The sequence below is a fragment of the Corallococcus exiguus genome (genome assembly GCF_009909105.1).
GTDB classification, from domain to species: Bacteria; Myxococcota; Myxococcia; order Myxococcales; family Myxococcaceae; genus Corallococcus; species Corallococcus exiguus.
The window spans coordinates 415,537-436,937 of record NZ_JAAAPK010000003.1; the positions used below are offsets into that span (position 1 = coordinate 415,537).

A 21,401-nucleotide genomic window follows, 5' to 3' on the forward strand; every position below is an offset into this window, starting at 1 on the left:
CGCCGATGTTTCCTGTTCGACGCCGCGCCCGTTACACCCTGCTCGTGGGAGCGCTCGCGGCGCTGCCCGTCATCGCGCAGCCCGCCGTCTCCCAGCCGTCCGTCATCGCTCGCAGCGAGGAGGGCATGACCTGGCAGCCGCGCGCCATCCGGGGGCCGGTGGCACTGGAGGACCTCCGGGGCCAGGCGCCCTACGTACCGGGCGGCGTGCCGCAGGTGACGGGCGCGATGGAAGTGACTTCCAAGAAGGGCGCGGCCGTGTGGCTGGGCCCGTTGGACGTGGTGCGCGTCACCGGCCCCGCCGGGGCGCTGCGCTTCACCCGCGTGCCGCTGTCGGAGGCCGGAGAAGCGCCCGAGCTGCGCGTGGAGGAAGAGGGCGTGTCGGAGCGTCCGGGCCGCTGGTACCTGGCGGAACCCATGGGCGCCGGCAGCATCTGGTGGGTCACGGCGACGAAGAACGCCCGCATCGTGGTGGAGCGGCCCACGCACACGTCCACGGCGCGCACCGAGGAGCGGATGCGTGACGCGCTCCTTAAGTGGGTGGACGGCAAGGGGCCGCGCCCGGCGCTGGCCTTCGACGCGGCCACGCGAGCGCGGCTGGACGTGGACGCGGCGTTGGAAGCGGAGCTCGTGAAGGACCAGCCCGAGTCCTCGCCCTTCCGGACCGCGGTGCGCGATTGGCGCAAGGCGTCCGCACTGCGCGAGTGGGCGCTGGTGTCACCGCTCTACGGACAAGCGGTGCGCGTGGAGCGCCCGCGTCCCACCGGCACGGAGGTGGTGCTGGAGGGAATGGACGCGCCCTGGGTCCGCCCGGAGGGGAAGGGCTCGGTCTGGGCGTTGGAGATGGAAGGCCCGGGCGTGCTGTCACTGGAGGCGCGCGCCGTGCTGGGCAATGGCTCGCCCGCCGAGGCACCGACGGTGGAGGTATACGGCGTGGGCGGGGTGCTCGCGCAGGCGCAACTCACGCCGCAGCCCGCGTGGGCGGAGGCGTCCGAAGGTGCGGCGTTGCCGGACGGGCGCACCGCGAGGGTGCTCGCGGCGGGTGAGCGCGTGGGCATCGCGGAGGAGCTGCGCGTGGCGCTGCCTCCGGGCAAGCACAACTACCGCGTGAGCTGGAAGGGTCCCGCGCCGCTGATGCGTGCGCGCGTCGCCACGCGCCGGCCCACGCTGTCCGAGGCGCTGTCGCACCAGACGCACTGGACGGAGCTGGCGGAGAAGGCATGGGAGGTGGTGAAGCAGGACCCCGCCGCCCGCCCATCGCTGCTGCGTCAGCGGTTGGTGGCGCTGATGCCGGACCTGGCGCGCGGCACGTACGGACGCATCAAGACGGAGGGCCTGTCGCCGCTGCTGACCGTGATGGCCGCCCTGGGTGACGGCGACACGGACGTGGCGGTGGAGACGCTGAAGGGCGCGGATGCGTCGCCGCTCGCGTGGCACCTGCGGCTGCTCACCGCGAAGAAGCTCCTGGACGCGAACAAGCCGGACGTGGCGCACGCGCTCCTGGGCACCGCGCCAGCGCTGCCGGACGCGGGATTCCTCACCGCCGAGGCATCGGAGCTGGTGGCCCGCCTGCCGCTGGGGAATCCGCTGCGCAGCCGCGAGTTGGCCGCGCTGGAGCTGGCGTGGCGCGCGGATCCGCTGTCGGAGGACATCCGCCGGAGCTACCGCGCCGCGTGGTGGCGCGCGAGCCGTTGGTCGCAGGTGACGCCCGCGCCCCGCGACGATGGGACCGAGGTGAAGGCCTCGCACTGGCTGGATCTCCAGGGCATGGAGGCCGACGCGTCGATAACGGGCAGCGCGCTGTGGCCGCTCGCCGCAGGCGGCACCACGCACGTGCAGGCCACGGGGCTCGCGGAGGCCCCCACCCTGCTGCGCGCCTACGTGATGACGCCGCCGGGTGCGAAGGCGAATCCGGTGCTGCGCGTGGGGAGCAACGCCTTCCCGCTGCTGCCGCTGTCGGCGGTGGAGCCGATGGAGATTGCCCTGCCTCCGGGCGAACACGCGCTGAAGTTGGAGGGCGTGGAGGGCACGCGTGCGTTCCTGTCGCTCGCGCCCGCGAAGGCGGAGGGGACGCCGGGCGAAGTGGGCTACGTGCGCTCGCAGTGGCCGGTGAAGGAGGAGAAGAAGGCAGTGCGCTTCGGGGTGCCGGACGCCAAGCTGCCCTCGCCGGTGCGCGTGCAACTGCGTCCGTTGAATGCCACCGCGGGCAAGCCGCTCGTGGTGCGCATGAACACGGATGTGGGCCATCCGCGTCGGCTGGTGCTGATGCCCACCGCCGCCAGCCCGCGCCACGTGGCGCTGGAAGGCGCGAAGGGCACGTCGTCCGCGCCGGTGTCCGCGGTGGTGACACTGCCCGCGCAAGCGCGCGAGGTGTGGTTCGAGCCCGAGGATCCGAAGGCACAGCTCGCCGTCTCGCTGTCGGTGCGCCGCGCGGAGGTGGCCACGTCCGAGGAGTCCCCTGCCCTGCCGCAGCAACCGCAGGCAGGCACGGCGTACGAGACGCTCCAGGCGCTCTCCCGCGCGCTGCGCACGGGGCCCGATGACGTGGAGCCGCGCCTCGCGCGCGCCGAGCTGCTTTCATCGCTGCAGGAGGACGGCTTCGCCCGCGCGGACGTGGGCCGGCTGCTGGACGCGCAGGCGAAGCTGACGCCGGAGCAGCAGCGGCGACTGCTCGCGCTGATGGACCGCCTGTCGCAGACGGCCCCGCGCACGGTGCGCTTCACGCAGGCCATCACCCAGCCCACGCTGGTCTCGCCTGCGTTCCCGGCGCTGGACACGGAAGGTGCGAAGCTCGCCGCGCTCAGTGCGCAGGCTCGCGAAGGCCACACGGACGCGGCGCTCACGGCGGTGTCGGGAGACAAGAGCCTCGCGGGCCGCTACCTCCGTGCTCGACTGCTGTCGGCCTCCGGTGAGGACGCGGCGGGCGCGCTGGCCATGGCGGCGCTGTACCGCGAGACGGGCCTGCCCCAGGTGGGCCTGGAAGCGCTCGGAATGCTGGAGCGTCTGCAGGACTCGCCGCAGGCGTGGAAGGACGGCGGTGCGCCCCTGGGCGCGGCGCTCGCGAGCCAGCTCCAGGCATGGGCGGATCATCCGGATGTCCGCCGCATGCGCTTCACCGCGGGCCGCTGGACGCGCTGGGAAGGACTGCGCGACGCGGAGGAGACCGCGGGCTCGCTCGTCGCCACGTCGGAGGCCGGCACGGACGACGAGGACGTCGCCATGTCCGTGCGCAAGGCGTTGCTCGCGCCCCCGTGGAAGCTGTCGGAGGCGAAGCTGCTGCCCGCCGGAGCCTCGCGCGTGATGAGCCTGGTGGTGAAGCAGCCCCGGCCCCTGGGCGCGGAGGTCCTCTGCGGCACCACCCCGCGTCCGGGCGTGGACGCCACCGGAACCTGCGCCTTCGCGCTCCGCGTGGACGGCCGCGTGGTGCGAGAGCTCCAGGTCGCCGAAGGAGAGACCGCCATCCTGGGCACGCGCCTGGACGTCCCCGGCCGTCACCAGGTGGAAGTGGTGATGGCGCGCGCCGACACGCAGCAGTCCGGCCTCGTGCGCTTCGTGGAGTCCGAAGAAGCCAGCACCAACGCCCGCGTCGTGGCCGCCCCGCAGCCCCTCTCCCTCCTGCGCAGCCGTCCGGGCGCGCCGGTGGTGATGACCGTGCTGGGGCCCACCGCCCTGCGCGTGCGCGCCACCGCCCTGGCCCCCACCGCGGGCCGCGAATTGCTCCTGCGCAGCACGCCGCTGCCCTCGGGTGACGGCACCGGCGGCTCCAGCGCGGAGGAAGGCCCGCTCATGCACCTGGGCCTGCCCGAGGACGCCGACCCCGGCCTCCAGGGCGCGTCCCAACCGCTGGGCCGCATGGGCGAGACGTGGCTGCTTTTGCCCTCGCGCGGCCCGCACCGCGTGAGCCTGGAGTCGCCCACCGGTGAAGCCCTGGTGCAGGTGCAACTGGGTGTCGCCTCGGATCCGAGCGCGCTCGCGGCCCCGTCGTGGGCCCAGGGCACCACGGGCCTGGAGCCGCTGCCCTGGCCCGCGCTGCCGCCCAGCCTGTCGCTGCTGCCGGAAGGCATGCCTCCGGAAGCGCGCACCGACGGCCTGGGCATGGTGTCCGCGGAGATGGGCTATCGCAGCGAGGACGTGCAGGAAGGCGAGCTGCTCAACCGCCCGCTCCAGACGGGCCTGGAGGTCCGCCTGTCCCTGCGCCGTGAGCTGTCCCCGGGCCGCGCGTGGCTGCGCTTCACACCCGAAGCGCGCTACCCGCTGAACCGGTCCGCCGTGTTCGGCGGCACCGTGGCCGGCTATGTGAATCAGCTGCCCGGCGACCTGCGTCTGTCCATGCAGGGCTCCGTGTTCTCGCAGTCCATCGACGGTGCGATGCGCTGGAGCGCGCGAGGCCGCGTGGCGGCGGACCGCTACGTGCGCCTGTCCCCGGACGTGGGCCTCATCCCCGGCCTGGGCCTGACGCTGGAGTCCATGCAGGGCGGCAGCGCAATCGACGCCACGCGCTACGACCAGAACGTCTACTGGCTCTACGGCAAGGACCACCCGAGGCGCCTGTCGCCCCGGCTGTCATTGCGCTGGCAGCCCTTCCAGGACCACGTGGCCACGCTGGGCATGTCCGCCGTGACCAACGCGAACTTCTACACCATGGACAACGCGGGCGCCTACGCGAGCTGGGCGGCGCTCCTGGGCGGCAAGCTCCAGGGCACGCGCGTGGAGCTGGGCTACGGCGCGTCACAGCGCTTCCAGGATGATCACCGCGCCACGGCGTACCTGCGCCACCGCGTGTCGGGCCGCCTGGACTGGAACGTGTGGATGGGCAAGGGCGGCAACCGGCTGATGCTCTTCGCGGAGGACCGCGCCTTCCTCTCCGGCCCGTACGGAATGCAGAACATGTTTTCACTCGGAGCGCGGTGGGATTGGACAGGTGGACGTGGGCTGCAGGACGTCACCCCCACCGAGGAGGAGTTCGAGGAGCTGCTCGATGAACGACGTTTGCAGCCTTGAGGGTGCCTGAGCTGTCTTGATCCGAACGCGTGCCTGGGGGGGTCGGGCAGGTTTCTCAAGCAATGAATAGCTCTGGCCGCGACATGCACCTGGCGAACGAACCTCTCGAGTCCCAACTGCTGGAAGCCCTGCCCCCGCTGCACCGTCGAGTGCGCGGGGCCCAGGTCGAGGTCCTGGCCCAGCGGCTGGTGGAGTCGTGCCCTCGCCCCGCGGGCCTGGAGGGACTGGCCCCGTGGCTGGGCGTCGCCCTGGAGGCCCTGGAGACGGAGCTGTCCGCGGTCCACGCGGAGATCGTCCAGTTCACGCGTCAGCACAACGAGGCGCTGGATGACGCCGCCCGCCGCCAGGTGCTGGTGGATCACATCAAGGCCACGGTGAAGGACCGCAAGGACCGCAAGGAGGACCTGCGCGCTCTGGACCGGTGGATGGGCTTCGATGCCCTGCGCGAGCGGCTGGAGAAGCGCCGCCACAAGCTGCTGATAGAAGAAGAGACGGCGCTCCGTGCGCTGACGGGCGTGCTGGAAAAGGCCCACGCGCAGGAGCTGCAACCCGCCGCGGTGCCGCTGGCGAGGCAGCTGCTGGACCGCGCCGTGGACGCACCCCGGTCGCAAAACCGCTCCGCCGCGCTGGAGGCCTTCCGGCAGCTCGCGCAGACGGTGCCGGGAGTCGCCACGTCGCTGCCCGAAGTGGGCCCCACGCTGACGAGCCTCGCGGGCCAGGAGGACGTGAGTCCGTTCTTCCAGGCGGAGGCACTGCGCGCGCTGCTCACGGTGGACGTGCTCGAGGGCATCACCCTGCTGCGCCAGCGTCTGCGTGCGAAGGCTCCGTCGGAGAGGGACTTCCTCTTCCGCCGACAGGTGCTGGAGCAATGCGCGCCGCTGCTGTCGGAAGAGCACCGCGTGCCGCTGCTCACCGAGGTCGCGCACCACGACCCGAGCGAATACGTGCGCATGGGCCTGTGCGCCCTCATCGCGCAGCGTCCGGAGGGGCAACCACTGCTGCGCCGTCTGGCGGGGCTGGAGCAGGTGTCAGCCGTCGCGGGACCCACGCTGTCGGAGCCGAGTCCACGCGTGCGCACCGCCGCCGTGCTGGCCGCGGTGGACGCGGCGCTCGCGTCGCCGAAGGTGAAGGGACAAGCGCTCCAGGTGCTGGTGGACGTGCTCGGCCGTGACACCGCGCCGCTGGTCCTGCGCGTGTCGTGCGAACGCGCCGCCGCATTGGCGGAAGCGCTGGGGGCCGCCGGACTGGGCCCCGCGCACGCGGCGCTGCTGGACGCGGTGGAATCCCTGGCGACGCAGCCGGGCGCCACGGGTCCGGTGGTGGAGGCCGCCGCCGCCGCCGCGCAGGTGCTGCGCCGGGTGAAGGACCCGGTGCGCCAGGCGTGGACGGTGTTCCTCGCGGGCCGCGTCTCCAACCTTCGCCCGGGCAGCCGCACGCGCATTCCGCTCCAGACCGCGCCGGAGAACCTGCCGCCGATGCCGGAGGGCCCCGCGTGGTTGGGCGCCATCCTCGCGGACCTGTCGCAGGACGGGCACGGGCTGTACGCGGAGCGCACGGACAAGACGCTGACGCTGTGGCACGGCGACCGGCAGGAGCGTCGCCTGTGGCGCGTGTGGCACGAGCTGGGCCGCCCCGCGCCGAACAAGCGCCAGGCGTTCCTGCACACCACCGGCCGCGTGATGTCCGGCACGCTGCGCGCGCACCCGGGCCACCTGGACGAAATCACGGAGACGCTGGTCCCCGGCGAGCGCGTCCACGTGGCGAGCCAGGGCAGCTGGGGCCGTCACCTCCCCACGGTGGACGACCTGCTGGACATGCCGCTGTCGAAGGACGGCAAGGTGCACCTGTTCAGCAGCCACGGAGAGACGGTGCTGGTGCCGCCCGCCTCGCGCCTGCGCCGGCTGACGAACCGCCTGAAGGTGTCGAAGGACTACCGTCGGCTCGCGACGCTGCGGCTTGACTCACTGGGAGGCGAGGAGCCCCGCGAGCGCCGCCGCTTCGTGGAGCAGGTGGAGCGCGAGCTGGGCGTCCAGGTGCGCTTCACGCCGTACGGTCAGCACAAGCAGGTCCCTTCTCCGCTCGCCACGCTCTTCCACGAGCCGGAGGCCGCAGCGAAGCCCACGTCCACGCTGCACACGCCCGCGCTGCTGGGCCTGCAGAGCGGGTTCCTGGCGCTCCTCACCGAGCGCATCATGGAGAACGAGGGCTACTTCCTCGGCATGGGCGGCAACGGCATCGCGGCGCTGGGCCTCTTCACCGCGGCGCTCTTCTCCGTCTTCCTGGGCGACACGTACGTGAAGCGCCAGAACGTGCGGAAGTCCCGGGAGAAGATTCCGCTCGTCATCGGCGGCTGGGGCACGCGAGGCAAGTCCGGCACGGAGCGCCTGAAGGCGGCGCTCTTCTCCGGCATGGGCTTCGAAGTGTTCGCGAAGACGACGGGCTCGGAGGCGATGTTCGTGCACAGCGCCCCGGGCGCCGGGCCGTCCGAGTTCTTCATCTTCCGGCCCTACGACAAGGCCACCATCTGGGAACAGAAGGACATGGTGGAGCTGGGCGCGCGCCTGGGCACGGAGGTGTTCCTCTGGGAGTGCATGGCGCTGCAGCCCAACTTCGTCGAGCTGCTCCAGAACGACTGGATGAAGGACGACTTCGCCACGCTGACCAACGCCTATCCGGACCATGAGGACATCCAGGGTCCTGCGGGCATCAACGTCGCGTCGGTCATCACCAACTTCATGCCCAAGGGCGGCCGGGTGGTGACGACGGAGGACCACTTCCTCCCGCTCTTCAAGCAGGCGGCGCAGGAGAAGGACACGACGCTGCTGCACAGCGCGTGGTGGGAAGCGGAGCTGATTCCCGAGGAGTTCCTCGCGCTGTTCCCCTACCGCGAACACCCGCGCAACATGGCGCTGGTGGCGACGCTGGCGGAGCAGCTCGGCGTGTCGCGGTCGTACGCGCTGGCGCTGATGGCCGAGCACGTGCAGCCCGAAATCGGCGTGTTGAAGGTCTTCCCGCCGGCGAAGGTGCGCGGGCGGCATCTCCAGTTCATCAACGGGCACTCGGCGAACGAGCGCACGGGCTTCATGAACAACTGGATCCGCACGGGCCTGGGGGACGTGGATCCGGACACGAACCCGGAGCGCGCGGTCATCACCGTCATCAACAACCGCTGGGACCGCGTGTCGCGCTCGGAGGTGTTCGCGCGCATCATGGTGGAGGACGCGCCCGCGGACCGGCACGTGCTCATCGGCACGAACCTGGAGGGCCTGCAGAAGTACGTGCGCGGCGCGTTGGATCGGCACCTCATGAGCACGGAGGTCGTCGCGGCGGAGGAGGTCTCGAGCCCCGAGGGTCAGGCCCGCGCGGAGGCGCGGCTCGCGAAGGAGCTGGCGAAGCTGAAGGTGCCGCGTCCCACGAAGGCCACGTTCCTGGACCGGCTAGAGCGGTACGCGGCCGGCGCGGGGCTCCAGGCGACTGCCACGCTGGCGCTGACGGCCGCGGTGGAGAAGGCGCTGGAGGGCGGAGACGACGACGTGGGAGTGGAGAAGGTGCGCCGCGCGCTGGAGCGAGAGGTGGGCCCGCTCATCGACGAGGCGCTGTCTCCGGTGTCGCGCGCACAGCCTTCCTCGCTGCCGGAGGTGCTGACGGCCGCGACGAAGGACGAGGTGCGCGAACACGCGCTGTATCTCCTGGCGCGCATGGCGGTGCACGCGCGGCTGAAGGCGCTGCTGCCCCGGGGTGAAGCGGATGCGCAGGGCCGCGTGAAGGCGTTCCACGCGAAGTTCCGCGACGCGTACAAGGCCATGATGCTGGAGCAGTTGGTGCCGGTGTCCGACTCGCAGGCGACGGGCGACCAGGTGGTGGACACGTGCGCCCGCGCGGTGGCGCCCGGGATGCAGGTGAGCATCATGGGCGCGCAGAACATCAAGGGCACGGGCCTGGACTGGGTGTACCGCTGGATGGCGCTGGACCGGGTGACGACGGCGCTGAAGGCGCTGGAGGGCACGTCGGTGGAGGCGCGGCGGCGGGCGCTGGAGTCGCTGGAGACGTTCGACGACTCGGGCTTCGTGGACGCGGGCCTGGCGCGCACGGTGCTGCCGGGACTCGTCGGCAAGGCCGCGTCGCCGGATGAAGCGGACCGGCTGCGCAAGCTGGCGGAGCGCGCGAGGGCGCGGCACGAGTTGAAGATCGCCGCGCTGACGCACACGGCTGCGGGCGGCGCGACGCAGGTGGTGGTGCGCAAGCTGGAGAAGGTCTTCGACTACCTGGACAGCGTGACGCGCCGCCGGCTGAGCGAGATGTTGCTGGAGGACCTGGAGACGGGCCGCGTGTCACATGCACGCGCGGCGGTGGAGACGCGCAAGCTGTACGAACGCCAGAAGGGCGGCTGGCTCTTCCGCGGCCTCAAGAAGCAGCCGAAGCGGCTGGCGCCGGTGGTGGAGGCGCCCACGCCCGTCATGCAGGCCCCCGCGGAGGCGGTGTTCAAGGCGACGGTGGAGCTCACCAGCACCAGGGGCCCGGTGCAGGTGCACCACGTCCCCCTGGACACCAACGCGCTGGCGAAGCTCGAGGGGCCGGTGCTGCCGCGCGACGAGCCGCTGCAGAAACAGGGACCGGAAGTGCTGGGACCCGAAGCGGCGGATGACGCAGGCGAGCCGCTGTCCTGAGTCCCCGACAGAGAGCACCCCGAGGAGCGATGTTCATGGAGGAGAGTCCCATCACGGACGCGATGCTCGGGGAACGCGTCCCTTCCCTCCCCCGCCCCAACGCGGTGGAGTTCATGACGCGCGGGCGCGTGGAGCCCTTGTGCGTGGAGGAGGTCCGGAGTCTCGCGGCCTTCGATGCCTTGGAGGTGGAGTGGAACGCGCTGGTGAAGCGCGTGGACGACCAGGTGTTCCACCGGCACGAGTTCGTGCGCTGCTGGCTTCAGCACTTCGCGCCCAATGCGGCCTTGCGCGTTCTCACGGCGAGGAACGCGCTGGGCGTGCTGGTGGCGGTGCTGGGGCTGCAGGAGGAGCAGGGCCACCAGTACGGCGTGCCGGTGCGGCAGCTGTCGTCGCTGACGAACAAGCACTCGTGCCGCTTCGACCTGGTGGCGGAGGAGCCCAAGCGCGCCGCGGTGGCCTTCCTGTCGCATCTGATGGGCGACCCGAGCTGGGAGGTGCTCCGGCTGTCGGACGTGCCGGAGGGCGGCGCGGCCTGGGAGCTGCTCAACGCGGCGAAGGGCGCGGGGATGCCCTGGGGCGCATGGCCGAGCTCGCGCTCGCCCTACCTGGTGTTGCCCTCCACGGTGGCAGCGTGGACGAAGGGCCGGAGCAACGCGAAGCCGCTGCGCAGAAGGCGCAGGCGCCTGGAGGAGAAGGGCCGCGTGGAGGTGGAGCGCGTGGCCGAAGTGGAGGGCCTGGGGTCGAAGCTGGAGGAGGCCTTCGCACTGGAACAGAGCGGCTGGAAGGCGAGGGAGGGCACGGCCATCGCGCAGGCGCGGCACCGTCGGGATTTCTATACGGGGCTCGCGCACACGGCGGCGGAGCGCGGCTGGCTGGGGTTGTATTTCCTGAGACTGGACTCACGTCCCATCGCGTTCCAGTACGGGCTGGAATACGGCGGTCGCTATCTGGCGATGAAGCCGGGCTACGATGAGTCGTTGGCGGAGGTCAGTCCGGGTCACCTGCTGACGGAGAACCTGATCCAGGACTGCATCGGAAGGGGCCTGGGCGAGCTGGACTTGTTGGGAGATGATGCTCCCTACAAGCGCGAGTGGGCGGAGCAGGTCCGGCCGCACCACTGGCTGTTCATCTACCGGGACACGTGGATGGGGCAGACGCTGCAACGCTCGAAGTTCCGCTGGGCTCCGGTGGCGAAAAGGATGGTGGGCAGATGGGTCCGACGGCGCTGACGTTCTACCGGGCCGCGAAGCGGCTCCAGGCGCTCCCGCGGCTCGCGAACATGGTGGCCACGGTGGGCAACCGCCTCCACAACAGCCACGTGGACACGAAGGCCGTGCTGCACCCCACGGTGGAGCTGGGCTACGGAGGCATCGGCGTCATCATCGCGCCGGGTGTGGAGATTGGAGAGAACAGCTTCATCTCCCAGAACGTGAGCCTGGAGCCCCTGCCCGGACGCGTCGGCGTGCCCCGCGTGGGCCGCGACGTCTACATCGGCGTGGGCGCCCAGGTGCTGGGCCCCGTGGTGATTGGCGACGGCGCGAAGGTTGGTGCCAACGCCATCGTGCTGGACGACGTGGCGCCGGGGACCACCGTGGCGGGGATTCCGGCGCGTGAGCTGAAGCAGAAGGTCCCGCCCACGGGGACGTGAAACTCAGCCGCCCTTGGGCATCTTCAGCGCCATCGCGACCAGCGAGAGGGTCAGGTCCTCGGGCTGGTAGGGCTTGAACGGGTTGAGCGTCGTCCCGGTCGAGTCGAGGTGATCCAGGCCGGAAAGGGTCACGGACTTGGAGCCGGGGATGAACGCGTCCTGCGGGAGCACCAGGCCGTCCGACTTCACGCCGTAGCGCTGGTGCATGTACTCCTGCATGGCGAACAGCGGTGACGTCGGGTTCGCGGTGGTGGAGGCCATGGAGACGGTGGGGATGCCCTCGGGCATCGGGTGCTTCGCCAGGAACTCCTTGCGCGAGTCGTACGTCAGGTCCTCACCCGCCTGGATGCTGCCGCCGAGCGCCTCGACGGCGCCGCCCACGCCGTAGCGCACAAGCGGGTTGTCCAGCAGGTCCTGCGCCATGGGCGAGCCGCCGTACGGCGACTGGATGGTGACCAGGGCGCGCACGTGCTCCTTGAGCTCGGGGTACATCGACAGTGCCGCCGCGGAGTCCAGGCCGCCCTTGCTGTGGCCGATGAGCACCACCTGCTTGCCGTTCTTGGAGGCCTCGAGCACGGCCTGACGGACGATGGCGGCGTTGTGCTCCACGCCCATGTCCGTGTCGACAGGCACGCGGCCGACCTGGAGGCCCTGCGCTTCGAGCGCGTCCAGGTTCTTGTCGAAGTAGATCTGCTTGGGCGCGGCCTCGGAGAGCAGACCGCCCACGGCCAGGAACACGCAGTTCTTGGCCTCGGGGGGCATCACGTTCTGGCCCGCGCGCACGGCCTGATTGAGCTTCATGAACTCCGCGGTGGAGTCCTTCGCCGGCGGATACGCCTTCTGGATCCAGCCGATCTTGTCCGCCTCGCCCTTGCCGGGCCAGGGGATGGGAAGGCGCAGGGCATTGACCTGCTGCGACCCCGCCTGAGTCGTCGACGAGAAGCTGTCCCCCTTCACGATGGCGTTGAAGCCCTGCGCCCCCTTGGCCCGGGCAGGGGCTTCCGGCGTGGCCCGCGTCTGCGTGGACGGAGTGAGGCTGGAAGGACGCGTGACCTGGACCATGAGGGGACCTCGGGAGGGGGGAGCCGAGAGGTAGAGCGAGAGGCTTGCCTACATTGTCGGTAAATGGCGCCGGGAGTTGCGTGCCCGTTCCAAGTCCGTGAGAAGCCGAGACTCCGGGCGCGTGGCGCGGTGCGATAGACACCCCTACCTCGTCCCGGAGTCGGCCTCCGGGGCTCCACCGTCAAACCCTGGAGGGCAGCGACATTCGAGTCCGCCGTCATCCGCCGAGGCATTCTCGCAGGGGCTGTAGCACAACGGGATCAAGTGCCTTCGCCCCTCCCTTCCCATTCCTGAATGGCGAACTGCATCCGGGCCCATTCTTGCCTTCAAGCATCCCTGCGACTGCCACAGCACGGCAGTCAGCACGGCCATGGCCACCCCGCCGAAGCGAATGGGCCGAGATGTATCAACTCGCCCTTTGAGTGCGCGCCGGGTTCTCGAACAAGCATCCATGCTGGGATCCAATGCACCTGGGACGCGCGGAACGCCATGCCCCCGGCCGCTCCCCTGCCCTCCTGTCGTCAGCCCTGCCTACATGCTCCGTCCCACTGGGGATGACCCGTCCAGGAACTGCTGCGCCCGGCCCTCTTGTGGCATATACCCACACCATGCCTTCCGCCCTCACCGCCTCCCAGATCCGCGAGGCGTTCCTCCAGTTCTTCGAGGAGCGCGCCCACCGCCGTGTGGCCTCCTCCTCGCTGGTGCCCGTTGGCGACCAGACCCTGCTGTTCACCAACGCCGGCATGGTCCAGTTCAAGGACGTCTTCACCGGCCGTGAGCAGCGCGACTACCGCCGCGCCACCTCGTCCCAGAAGTGCGTGCGCGCTGGGGGCAAGCACAACGACCTCGACAACGTGGGCTACACCGCGCGCCACCACACGTTCTTCGAGATGCTCGGCAACTTCTCCTTCGGCGACTACTTCAAGGCCGACGCCATCTCGTTCGCCTGGGAGTTCGTGACGAAGCGCCTGGGCTTGGCCATCGACCGGCTCGCCGTCACCGTGTTCAACGGCGAGAACAACATCCCCTGGGATGAAGAGGCCTTCGACCTGTGGGCGAAGGAGGGCGTGTCTCGCGACCGCATCCTGAAGCTCGGCTACAAGGACAACTTCTGGGCCATGGGCGACACCGGCCCGTGCGGCCCCTGCTCTGAAATCCACTACCACCAGGGCGACGACATCCCCTGTGTGGAAGAGGCCGCGGGCAGGAAGTGCCAGGGCGTCGCGTGTGATTGCGACCGGTGGCTCGAAATCTGGAACCTCGTGTTCATGCAGTTCGAACGCAAGGAGAAGGACGCGCCCCTCATCCCGCTACCCAAGCCGTCCATCGACACAGGCGCCGGCCTGGAGCGCATCGCGTCCGTCGTCCAGGGCAAGCGCTCCAACTACGACACCGACCTCTTCCAGGGCATCCTCGCCACCGTCAGCGAACTGTGCGGCAAGCCCTACACCCAGGAGACCGGCGCCTCGCAGCGCGTGGTCGCCGACCACGCCCGCGCCACCGCGTTCCTCGTGGCCGACGGCGTCCAGCCCTCCAACGTGGCGCGCGGCTACGTCCTGCGCCGCATCATGCGCCGGGCCATCCGCCACGGTGACACGCAGCTGGGCATCAAGGAGCCCTTCTTCTTCAAGGTCGTGGACCGCGTCATCGAGCTCATGGGCGACGCGTTCCCCGAGCTGCGCGACGGCCGCACCTTCATCCTCGAAGTCGCCAAGCACGAGGAAGAGGGCTTCCGCCGCACGCTCGACCGCGGCCTCAAGCTGATGGACGAGGAGCTGTCCAAGCTCCAGGTTTCCGGCGGCAAGATCCTCGCTGGCGACGTCGTCTTCCTGCTGCACGGCACCTACGGCTTCCCCTGGGACCTCACGCAGATCATCGCGCGCGAGCGCGGCTACGACGTGGACCTGGAGGGCTTCAACAAGATCAAGGAGAAGGAAGCCGACGAGCAGGACGACTTCGTCAAGACCAAGAAGGGCACCACGGAGGTCTTCCAGACCGTCCTCGCGCGCACCGCCCCCACCCAGTTCCTGGGCTACGACGGCGAGGGCCACGAGGGCGAAGGCAGCGTCATCGCCCTGGTGCAGGACGGCGTGGAGGTGCCGCAGGTCTCCGCGGGCGCCACGGTGGAAGTCGTGCTGGACCGCACGCCCTTCTACGGCGAGTCCGGCGGCCAGCAGGGCGACACGGGCCGCATCGTCGCGCACGGCGGCAAGACCGTGGTGCAGGTGAAGGACGCGCAGCGCCCGGTGCAGGGCCTCATCGTCCACAGCGTGGAGGTGAAGGAAGGCACGCTGAAGGTCGGCGACATGGTGCAGACGTCCGTGGACGTGGAGCGCCGCAAGGCCATCCGCGCGAACCACTCCGCCACGCACCTGCTGCACAAGGCGCTCAAGCGCGTGCTCGGCGAGCACGTGAAGCAGGCGGGCTCCGTCGTCGCGCCGGACTTCCTGCGCTTCGACTTCTCGCACTTCTCCCCCGCCACCCAGGAGCAGTTGGAGCAGGTGGAGGACCTGGTCAACACCTGGGTGCGCGACAACGCGGACGCGCAGACGCGCGTCATGAACCTGGACGACGCGAAGAAGTCCGGCGCCGTGGCCATGTTCGGTGAGAAGTACGGCGACACCGTGCGCGTCGTCACCGTGCACCCGGAGTCCACGGAGCTCTGCGGCGGCACGCACGTGAAGCGCAGCGGCGACATCGGCCTGTTCAAGGTCACCAGCGAGAGCGGCGTCGCTTCCGGCGTGCGGCGCATCGTGGCCGTGACGGGCGTGGGAGCGCTCCAGTTCGTTCGCGAGCAGGAGCACGAGCTCAAGAAGGTCGCGGCGCTCTTGCGCACGAACCCGAAGGAGGTCGCCACCCGCGTGGAGGCCACCCAGAAGCGCGTGAAGGAGCTGGAGCGCAAGGTGGAGGAGGTCTCGGTGAAGGCCCAGTCGGCCTCGCAGAAGGACCTGCTGGACCAGGCGCGCGAGGTCAACGGCATGAAGGTGCTGGCCACGCGCGTGGACCCCGCGGACGACAAGGTGTTCCGCGGCATGGCGGATCAACTGCGCGACCGCATCGGCTCGGGCGTCATCGCCATTGGCGGTGAGAAGGACGGCCGCGCCGTCATCCTGGTGGCGCTCACCAAGGACGTGGTGGCCAAGGGCATCAGCGCGGGCAACCTGGTTCGCGAGATGGCCAAGGAAGTGGGCGGCAAGGGCGGCGGAAAGCCGGACATGGCCCAGGCCGGTGGCCCGGACGCGGACAAGCTGCCTGTGGCGCTCGAGAAGCTCTTCGAGCTGGTGAAGGGCGCGAGCCCGGCGTGAGTCCTCGCGCTTCATCCCGCACCCTGGCGCTCCTGACGGCGGCCCTCCTGTGGGGGGGCTGCACGAAGGAAGCCTCCACGTCCGAAGAGGGCCAGGAAGCCGACGCGCGCACGCTCCAGAAGCTGCGCGCGGAGGCGGACCGGGTGAAGCAGGGCGGCGCCGTGGCCGCGCGTCCACAGCCAGCGCAGCGCGAGCCCGAGGAGTCGAAGCTGGCGGGCCTGGCCGCGGGCATGGGCGACAACGGCCCGCGCAAGCTGCGGCTGCCCGAGCGCAACGACACCGTGCACGTGGACACGGTGGCGATGAAGGTGACCGGGCTGGAGGCGTCGCACTCGGTGAAGGGCTCCAGCAAGGCGGGGCTGAGCCTCACGACGGAGGACCTGTTCCTGCGCGTGGAGCTCATCACCCAGAACGTGGGCGGGATGCCCGCGCCGCTGACGCTGGAGGGCGTGAAGCTCACGGACGCGAAGGGGCAGACGTATCCGCTGGCGCGTGACGCGCAGGCGGTGGCCGGCACGAAGCCCCTGCCCTCCACGTGGGCGCCATCGCAGCGCACGGAAGTGGCGCTGCTGTTCGAGGTGCCGCCGGACGCCGTGCAAGACGATGGGCTGGCGCTCGTGGTGCGGGGCTCCGGCGGGGACGTGCGGATCCCCTTGCGATGACCGGGCCGGCCCCCAAGCTCCTCCCGCTGCGCATCCGACTCCCGTACACGGGGGAGGAGGAGTTCATCGAGCGGTATGGCTCGAACGTGGGGCGCGGTGGAGTGTTCGTGGCCACGCGAGCGCTCAAGCCGGAAGGCACGGGGCTGGCGTTCGAGTTCGTCCTCGCGGATGGCACGCGGCTGTTGCGCGGTGAAGGCGTGGTGCTGAAGGCGCAGCCGGACGCGGGCAGTGCGCGGACCGGGATGACGGTGCGCTTCACCAAGCTGGACGCGGCGAGCAAGGCGCTCATCGATCGCATCGTCGCGCGGCGGAGCGGGATGGAGGTGGCGCCGCCGGGGCTGGTGCGACGGACTCCAACCGTGAATCCGGCACGGCCTGCGTCAGGCATTGAAGCGCCGGCACCGGTGGAGCCTCCGGCGAAGGTGGTCCTCGATGAACCGGGGACACGCGCCGCGCCGCCGAAGGCGTCCATGACGTTGCCGGCCGTGAAGCTGCCCGTCGCGGAGCCGCCGCCGGACCTGGCTGAACCGGATGACCCGGTGTCGCTGTTTCCGGAGCACGCGGTCGACGAAGAAGAGGAACTGGCGCCCCTTCCGTCGGTGGACTTCCTGCGGAAGCCACGGAGGCGTCCGGTCGGACTGGATCCACAACGGGCGACCCAGGAGATGTTCACGGTCCAGCCGACGACTCCTGCGTCCAGAGGAGTCCAGGCCGGGGAACGGACGCCCGCGACCTCTGGCACCTTCGCGGCCGTGAGGCCGCCGGAGCCTCCCGCTGATTCACAGCAGGTTGAGGCTTCCGAGGCGGAGACGAACGCACCGGCGGAAGCTTCGCCTTGGGAGGCGCCCGCCAGTACCGAGAATCTCCCCGCCGCTTCATTCGCCGAAGCCTCTGCATGGGATTCGACTCCGAGCACAGCGGACGCATCGCCTGCGCCAGAGGCCGATGACGGTCGCGTGGAAGCGCAGCCCGCGGCGGCTGATGGGGACGGCTCCGTTCCGGATGCACGCGAGGACGAAGCGCTTCCACCGGAAACAGAGGCATCTGGCGCTCCTGACGCTGGTGAAGCATCCGCGCACCACTTCACTCCCGCGTCAGTGGACGCGTTTGATCCGAACGCCGTGCTCGGAGCCGCGCGTGCTCCCGAGCATTCCGGGTGGAGCCCCGAGTACGCGACGGAGGAGACTGGAGACACGGCTTCCGAGTTCGCGGACACGCCAGGCGCAGCGGAACCGGCGCACGTGGAAGTGGCAGCCGTGTCCGGCGAGACGCAGGCGGACTCCGGCTCGTCGTTCGACTTCGACGTCGACCTCAGCATGGAGTCGGATGAGTCCCCCGCTCCGGCGGAGCCCGATTCCTCGTTCGCACCGGACGCGCATGCGACGGAAGGCGCCGAGGACGCGACGCTCCCTCCGGGAGAGAGTTCCTGGGCTCCCTCAGAAGCCCCCGACGCCGTCAGCGCCCAGGAGCCGATTCATCCAGAGGCGAGCAGTGAATGGACGGATCCGGACTCCGACACCGAGGGCGCCTCTTTCGCGGCAACGGTGCCTTCGGAAGAAGACGATGCTCGGACGGTGTCGGCCTCCGATGCCGAGGGGGGCGATACCGAAGCAGCGCTTCCGCCGGCGGAGCACTTCCCGGCCGCCCCGGACTTCGACGCCGCCGAGGGCTCGACAGCGGAGGCCGCTCCGGCAGTCACGGACTCCGACGTCGTAGAAGACCTTCCCCAGGCGACGTCGCAGCCCGTGGAGTTCCACTCGGAGGATGCTCCGAAGGAAACGCCCCCTCCTCCAGAGCCGTTCACGACGCCGAGCCAACGGGAGGCCGAACGCCTTCGAGCATGGGGCATCGATCCGGACTCCCTTCCGCGCGCGCTCAGCACGGACACGGAGGACGTGGATCCATTCAGCGCGGCGCTTGAACAAGCTGTCGGAGCCACGGACACCGACGAGCCCGAGCGCGACACGCAAGCCGTCACGACTTCAACGGTCGCTCCTACTGCGAGTTCGGCCCCTGTGCCCGAGCCCGTCTCCGTGCCTCCGCTGGAAGAGGAGGACGCATCGACAGTCGTCGTGGTCGAGCTGCCGACCGAGGATGCCTGGACGGCGCTCGTCGGGTCCTCTGCATCCGCAGACACGACCCCGGCAGTGGCCGCGCCCGCGGTGGCTGCTTCGGCCGAACTCGAATCGGCGTTGGTCCAAGCGCCAGAGCACGATGAGGCACTCGCTTCTGTGCTGGCTGCGGAGTCCCACGAAGAGACGCGGTCCGCATCCCCGGTAGCGCCGCCCCCCGAAGAGACTCCGCCATCGACGGTGTCCACCCCGGCGGCACTGGACGCCTCGAATGCGCTCGCTTCCGACACGAAGCCGCCCGTCGAGGAATCGGAGCCCCTCCAGGTTTCCACCAGCGCCTCCGCGTCACCGGTCGCATCGGGCGAAGCCACACAGCACACCGCGGCGAATGCCCCCAGCGGCAACGAAGCCGCCGCTCCGGGCAGCACCGCCGAGGAACCATCGCCGCGCGAATCCGCCGTGGAGCACGAAGCTTCCGGTGCGGACAGCTCGACCTCGGAGCAACCGCCTGCGCTGACCTCCGCCGAGCAACAGCCCGCCGCCGCCAGCGAAACCACCGCACAGGTCAGTACGCCTTCGCAGCAGGCATCCGCCACGGAGCAGCCGCCTCGTTCCGGCGAAGCCACCTCGCCCATCAGCGCGACGTCGGAACAACCGCATCCTCAAGCACCGGCCGCGACAGAGCCCCCGCGCGCCAGCGAAGCCGCCACGCGCATCAGCACGGGTTCGGAACCCCAGCCCCCTCAAGCATCAACTGCGACAGAATCCCCGCGCGCCAGTGAAGCCGCCGCGACCCTCAGCGCAGCGTCGGAACAACCGAATCCTCAAGCATCGGCTGCGCCAGAGTCCTCGCGATCCAGCGAAGCCGCTGCACTCATCGGCGCGGCGTTGGGACAAGCATCGGCCGCGACAGAATCTCCGCGCTCCAGTGAAGCCGCCGCGACCATCAGCACGGCGGCGGAACAACCGAATCCCCAAGCATCGGTCGCGACAGAGTCCTCGCGCTCCAGCGAAGCCACCGCTCCCGTCAGCGCGGCGTTGGGACAAGCATCGGCCGCGACAGAATCTCCGCGCTCCAGCGAAGCCAACGCGCCCACCAGCGCGACGTCGGAACAACCGAACTCCCAAGCATCGGCCTCGACAGAAACCCCACGGTCCACCGAAGCCACAGCATCTGTCCTCACGGCCTCGTCACAACCGCCGACCCAGACATCCACCGCGCCCCAGTCCCCGCGCACCGACGAAGCCGCGCCGCCGCCTTCCGCTGACGCACAGAGCAGCGCCGCCACCGCGCGCAGCCGTCGCCGTACGCTCTTCGACCTGACTCCCGCCGTGCCCGTCACCACGCCCGCGGCGGCGGAGGTCGTGCTCGGCATCGACGTGGGCACTTCGCATGCTCGCGTCGCCGCGCTCATCGACGGCGTCGCCACAACCATCCCCATCCCCGGCAACGACGGTTCGGGCCTTCCCTCCGTCATCGCGGTGAACAGCGCCGGAGAGTTCCTGGTCGGTGCCGCCGCGCTCGTCGAAGCCTCCCGCGCACCCCGCCGCGCCGCGACCGGCCTCAAGCGCCTGCTCGGCATTCGCACCCGCTCCCCGAACCTGCGCTGGCTCTCCCCTCAACTCCACTTCCCCATCGCCACCGACCGCCATGGCGACGCGGGCGTGGAGCTCGATGGCCGCCACGTGGCGCCCACCCTCCTCACCGCGATGCTGCTGCGCGAGCTGCACCAGGCGGCCACCGCGCACCTCGGCCGCAAGGTGACGCGCGCCGTGCTCTGCGCGCCTTCGCACTTCACCGAACGCCAGCGCGCCGCCCTTCGCGAAGCCGCCACCATGGCCGGCCTGGACGTGCCCCGCGTGCTCACCAACAGCGCCGCCGCGGCGCTCGCGTACGCCCACGGCCGGGGCCTCGCTCGCAAACGCGTCCTCGTCGTGGACCTGGGCGGCGGCGGCCTGGAGGTCTGCGTCGTGCAGGTCACCGGCGATGACCTGGAGGTCGTCACCACCGGCGGCGACCCCACCCTCGGCGGCATGGACTTCGACGCCCGCATCGCCGAGGCGCTCGTCAGCGACCTCGCCGAAAAGGGCCACCCCCGCCCCGAACACCTGCTCGACTGGGGCCCCCTGCGCACCCTCGCGGAATCCACCAAGGAGACCCTCTCCACCCAGGACAGCGTGGACGTCACCCTGCCCACCGGCCCCGGACCCAAGCTCGACCGCGAGCGCATGGAGGCACTCACCGCCGACCTCGCCCAGCGCGTCGTCTCCGTCACCCGCGAGGTGCTGGAGTCCAACGCCCTGTCCCCACAGGGCCTGGACGCCGTGCTCCTCGTGGGCGGCCAGTCCCGTTCACCGCTCGTGCGCCGCCGCCTGGAGGAGAGCCTGGGCGTACCCGTGCGCGACGACGACGTGGACGCCCGCACCGCAGTGGTGCGCGGCGCCGCGCTGCTCGGTCACGCGCTCCTGCTGTCGGAGACCGGCAAGCCCGCCGCCAGCGTCTCGGAGGTCCTCACCGCCCCCATCGGCGTCGCCGAGGACGCCGGCACCTTCCGCCGCGTGCTGGAGCGCAACACCCGCCTGCCCACCGCGAAGACGCTCGTCATCCCCATCACCGTCCCCGGTCCGCTGGCGCTCGCCTTCTTCCAGGGCACCGCCGCCACCGCCGTGGAGAACGAATGGCTCGGCTGCCTCACCCTCTCCGTGGAACGCCCCGGCGAGGTGGAGGTGCACCTGGAGTTGTCCACCGACGGCACCCTCGCCTTCAGCGCCACCCTGCCCGGCGCGAAGCGGCAGCCGGTGACGCTCGCGGCGGAGGAACTGGACGACGCCTCCCGCGATGCACTCATCGCCCGCTCGCCCTTCCACACCGAACCAGAAGCCCGGCCGAGCGGCCTGCTTTCCGGGTTGAAGAAGCTCTTCGGCCGGCGCTGAGGCCCTCGGCCTCCTGGCTCCGTCCACAGGGCGGGTGTGCTGTCAGGCCCT

General features: G+C 70.7%; 8 protein-coding genes. 7 read left to right on the forward strand and 1 reads right to left on the reverse strand.

The genetic code is table 11. From position 1 onward, the window contains the following. The first annotated feature begins 5 nt into the window (after window positions 1-5). From GTZ93_RS13225 to GTZ93_RS13240, 4 genes are all read left to right on the forward strand, one after another. Window positions 6-5,000 (forward strand): hypothetical protein, encoded by a 4,995-nt coding sequence (locus GTZ93_RS13225; RefSeq protein WP_139916087.1) that lies wholly within the window; start codon window positions 6-8, stop codon window positions 4,998-5,000. Window positions 5,001-5,062: 62 nt separating this feature from the next. Beyond that, window positions 5,063-9,667, forward strand: coding sequence for a hypothetical protein (locus tag GTZ93_RS13230; RefSeq protein ID WP_139916086.1), 4,605 nt, complete (start codon window positions 5,063-5,065; stop codon window positions 9,665-9,667). A gap of 35 nt (window positions 9,668-9,702) precedes the next feature. Then, window positions 9,703-10,896, forward strand: coding sequence for a GNAT family N-acetyltransferase (locus tag GTZ93_RS13235; RefSeq protein WP_180946014.1), 1,194 nt, complete (start codon window positions 9,703-9,705; stop codon window positions 10,894-10,896). Continuing rightward, window positions 10,878-11,315 (forward strand): serine O-acetyltransferase, encoded by a 438-nt coding sequence (locus GTZ93_RS13240; protein WP_120578076.1) that lies wholly within the window; start codon window positions 10,878-10,880, stop codon window positions 11,313-11,315. The genes GTZ93_RS13235 and GTZ93_RS13240 overlap by 19 nt, the downstream gene beginning before the upstream one ends. A 3-nt stretch (window positions 11,316-11,318) precedes the next feature. Here GTZ93_RS13240 and GTZ93_RS13245 read toward each other — a convergent pair whose 3' ends face one another. Then, window positions 11,319-12,377, reverse strand: coding sequence for an esterase/lipase family protein (locus GTZ93_RS13245; RefSeq protein WP_139916085.1), 1,059 nt, complete (start codon window positions 12,375-12,377; stop codon window positions 11,319-11,321). A 608-nt stretch (window positions 12,378-12,985) separates the two neighbouring features. Here GTZ93_RS13245 and alaS point away from each other — a divergent pair. From alaS to GTZ93_RS13265, 3 genes are read left to right on the forward strand one after another with little or no spacing between them, the layout of a single operon-like run. Next, complete coding sequence (gene alaS / locus GTZ93_RS13250; protein WP_139916084.1) at window positions 12,986-15,682, forward strand: alanine--tRNA ligase; 2,697 nt, start codon at window positions 12,986-12,988, stop codon at window positions 15,680-15,682. Beyond that, complete coding sequence (locus GTZ93_RS13255) at window positions 15,679-16,344, forward strand: hypothetical protein (RefSeq protein WP_139916083.1); 666 nt, start codon at window positions 15,679-15,681, stop codon at window positions 16,342-16,344. The genes alaS and GTZ93_RS13255 overlap by 4 nt, the downstream gene beginning before the upstream one ends. Further along, window positions 16,341-21,350 carry a TIGR02266 family protein gene (locus GTZ93_RS13265; protein WP_257979034.1) on the forward strand — a complete coding sequence of 1,670 codons (5,010 nt, stop codon included), beginning with the start codon at window positions 16,341-16,343 and terminating at the stop codon, window positions 21,348-21,350. The genes GTZ93_RS13255 and GTZ93_RS13265 overlap by 4 nt, the downstream gene beginning before the upstream one ends. The last annotated feature ends 51 nt before the right edge of the window (window positions 21,351-21,401 follow it).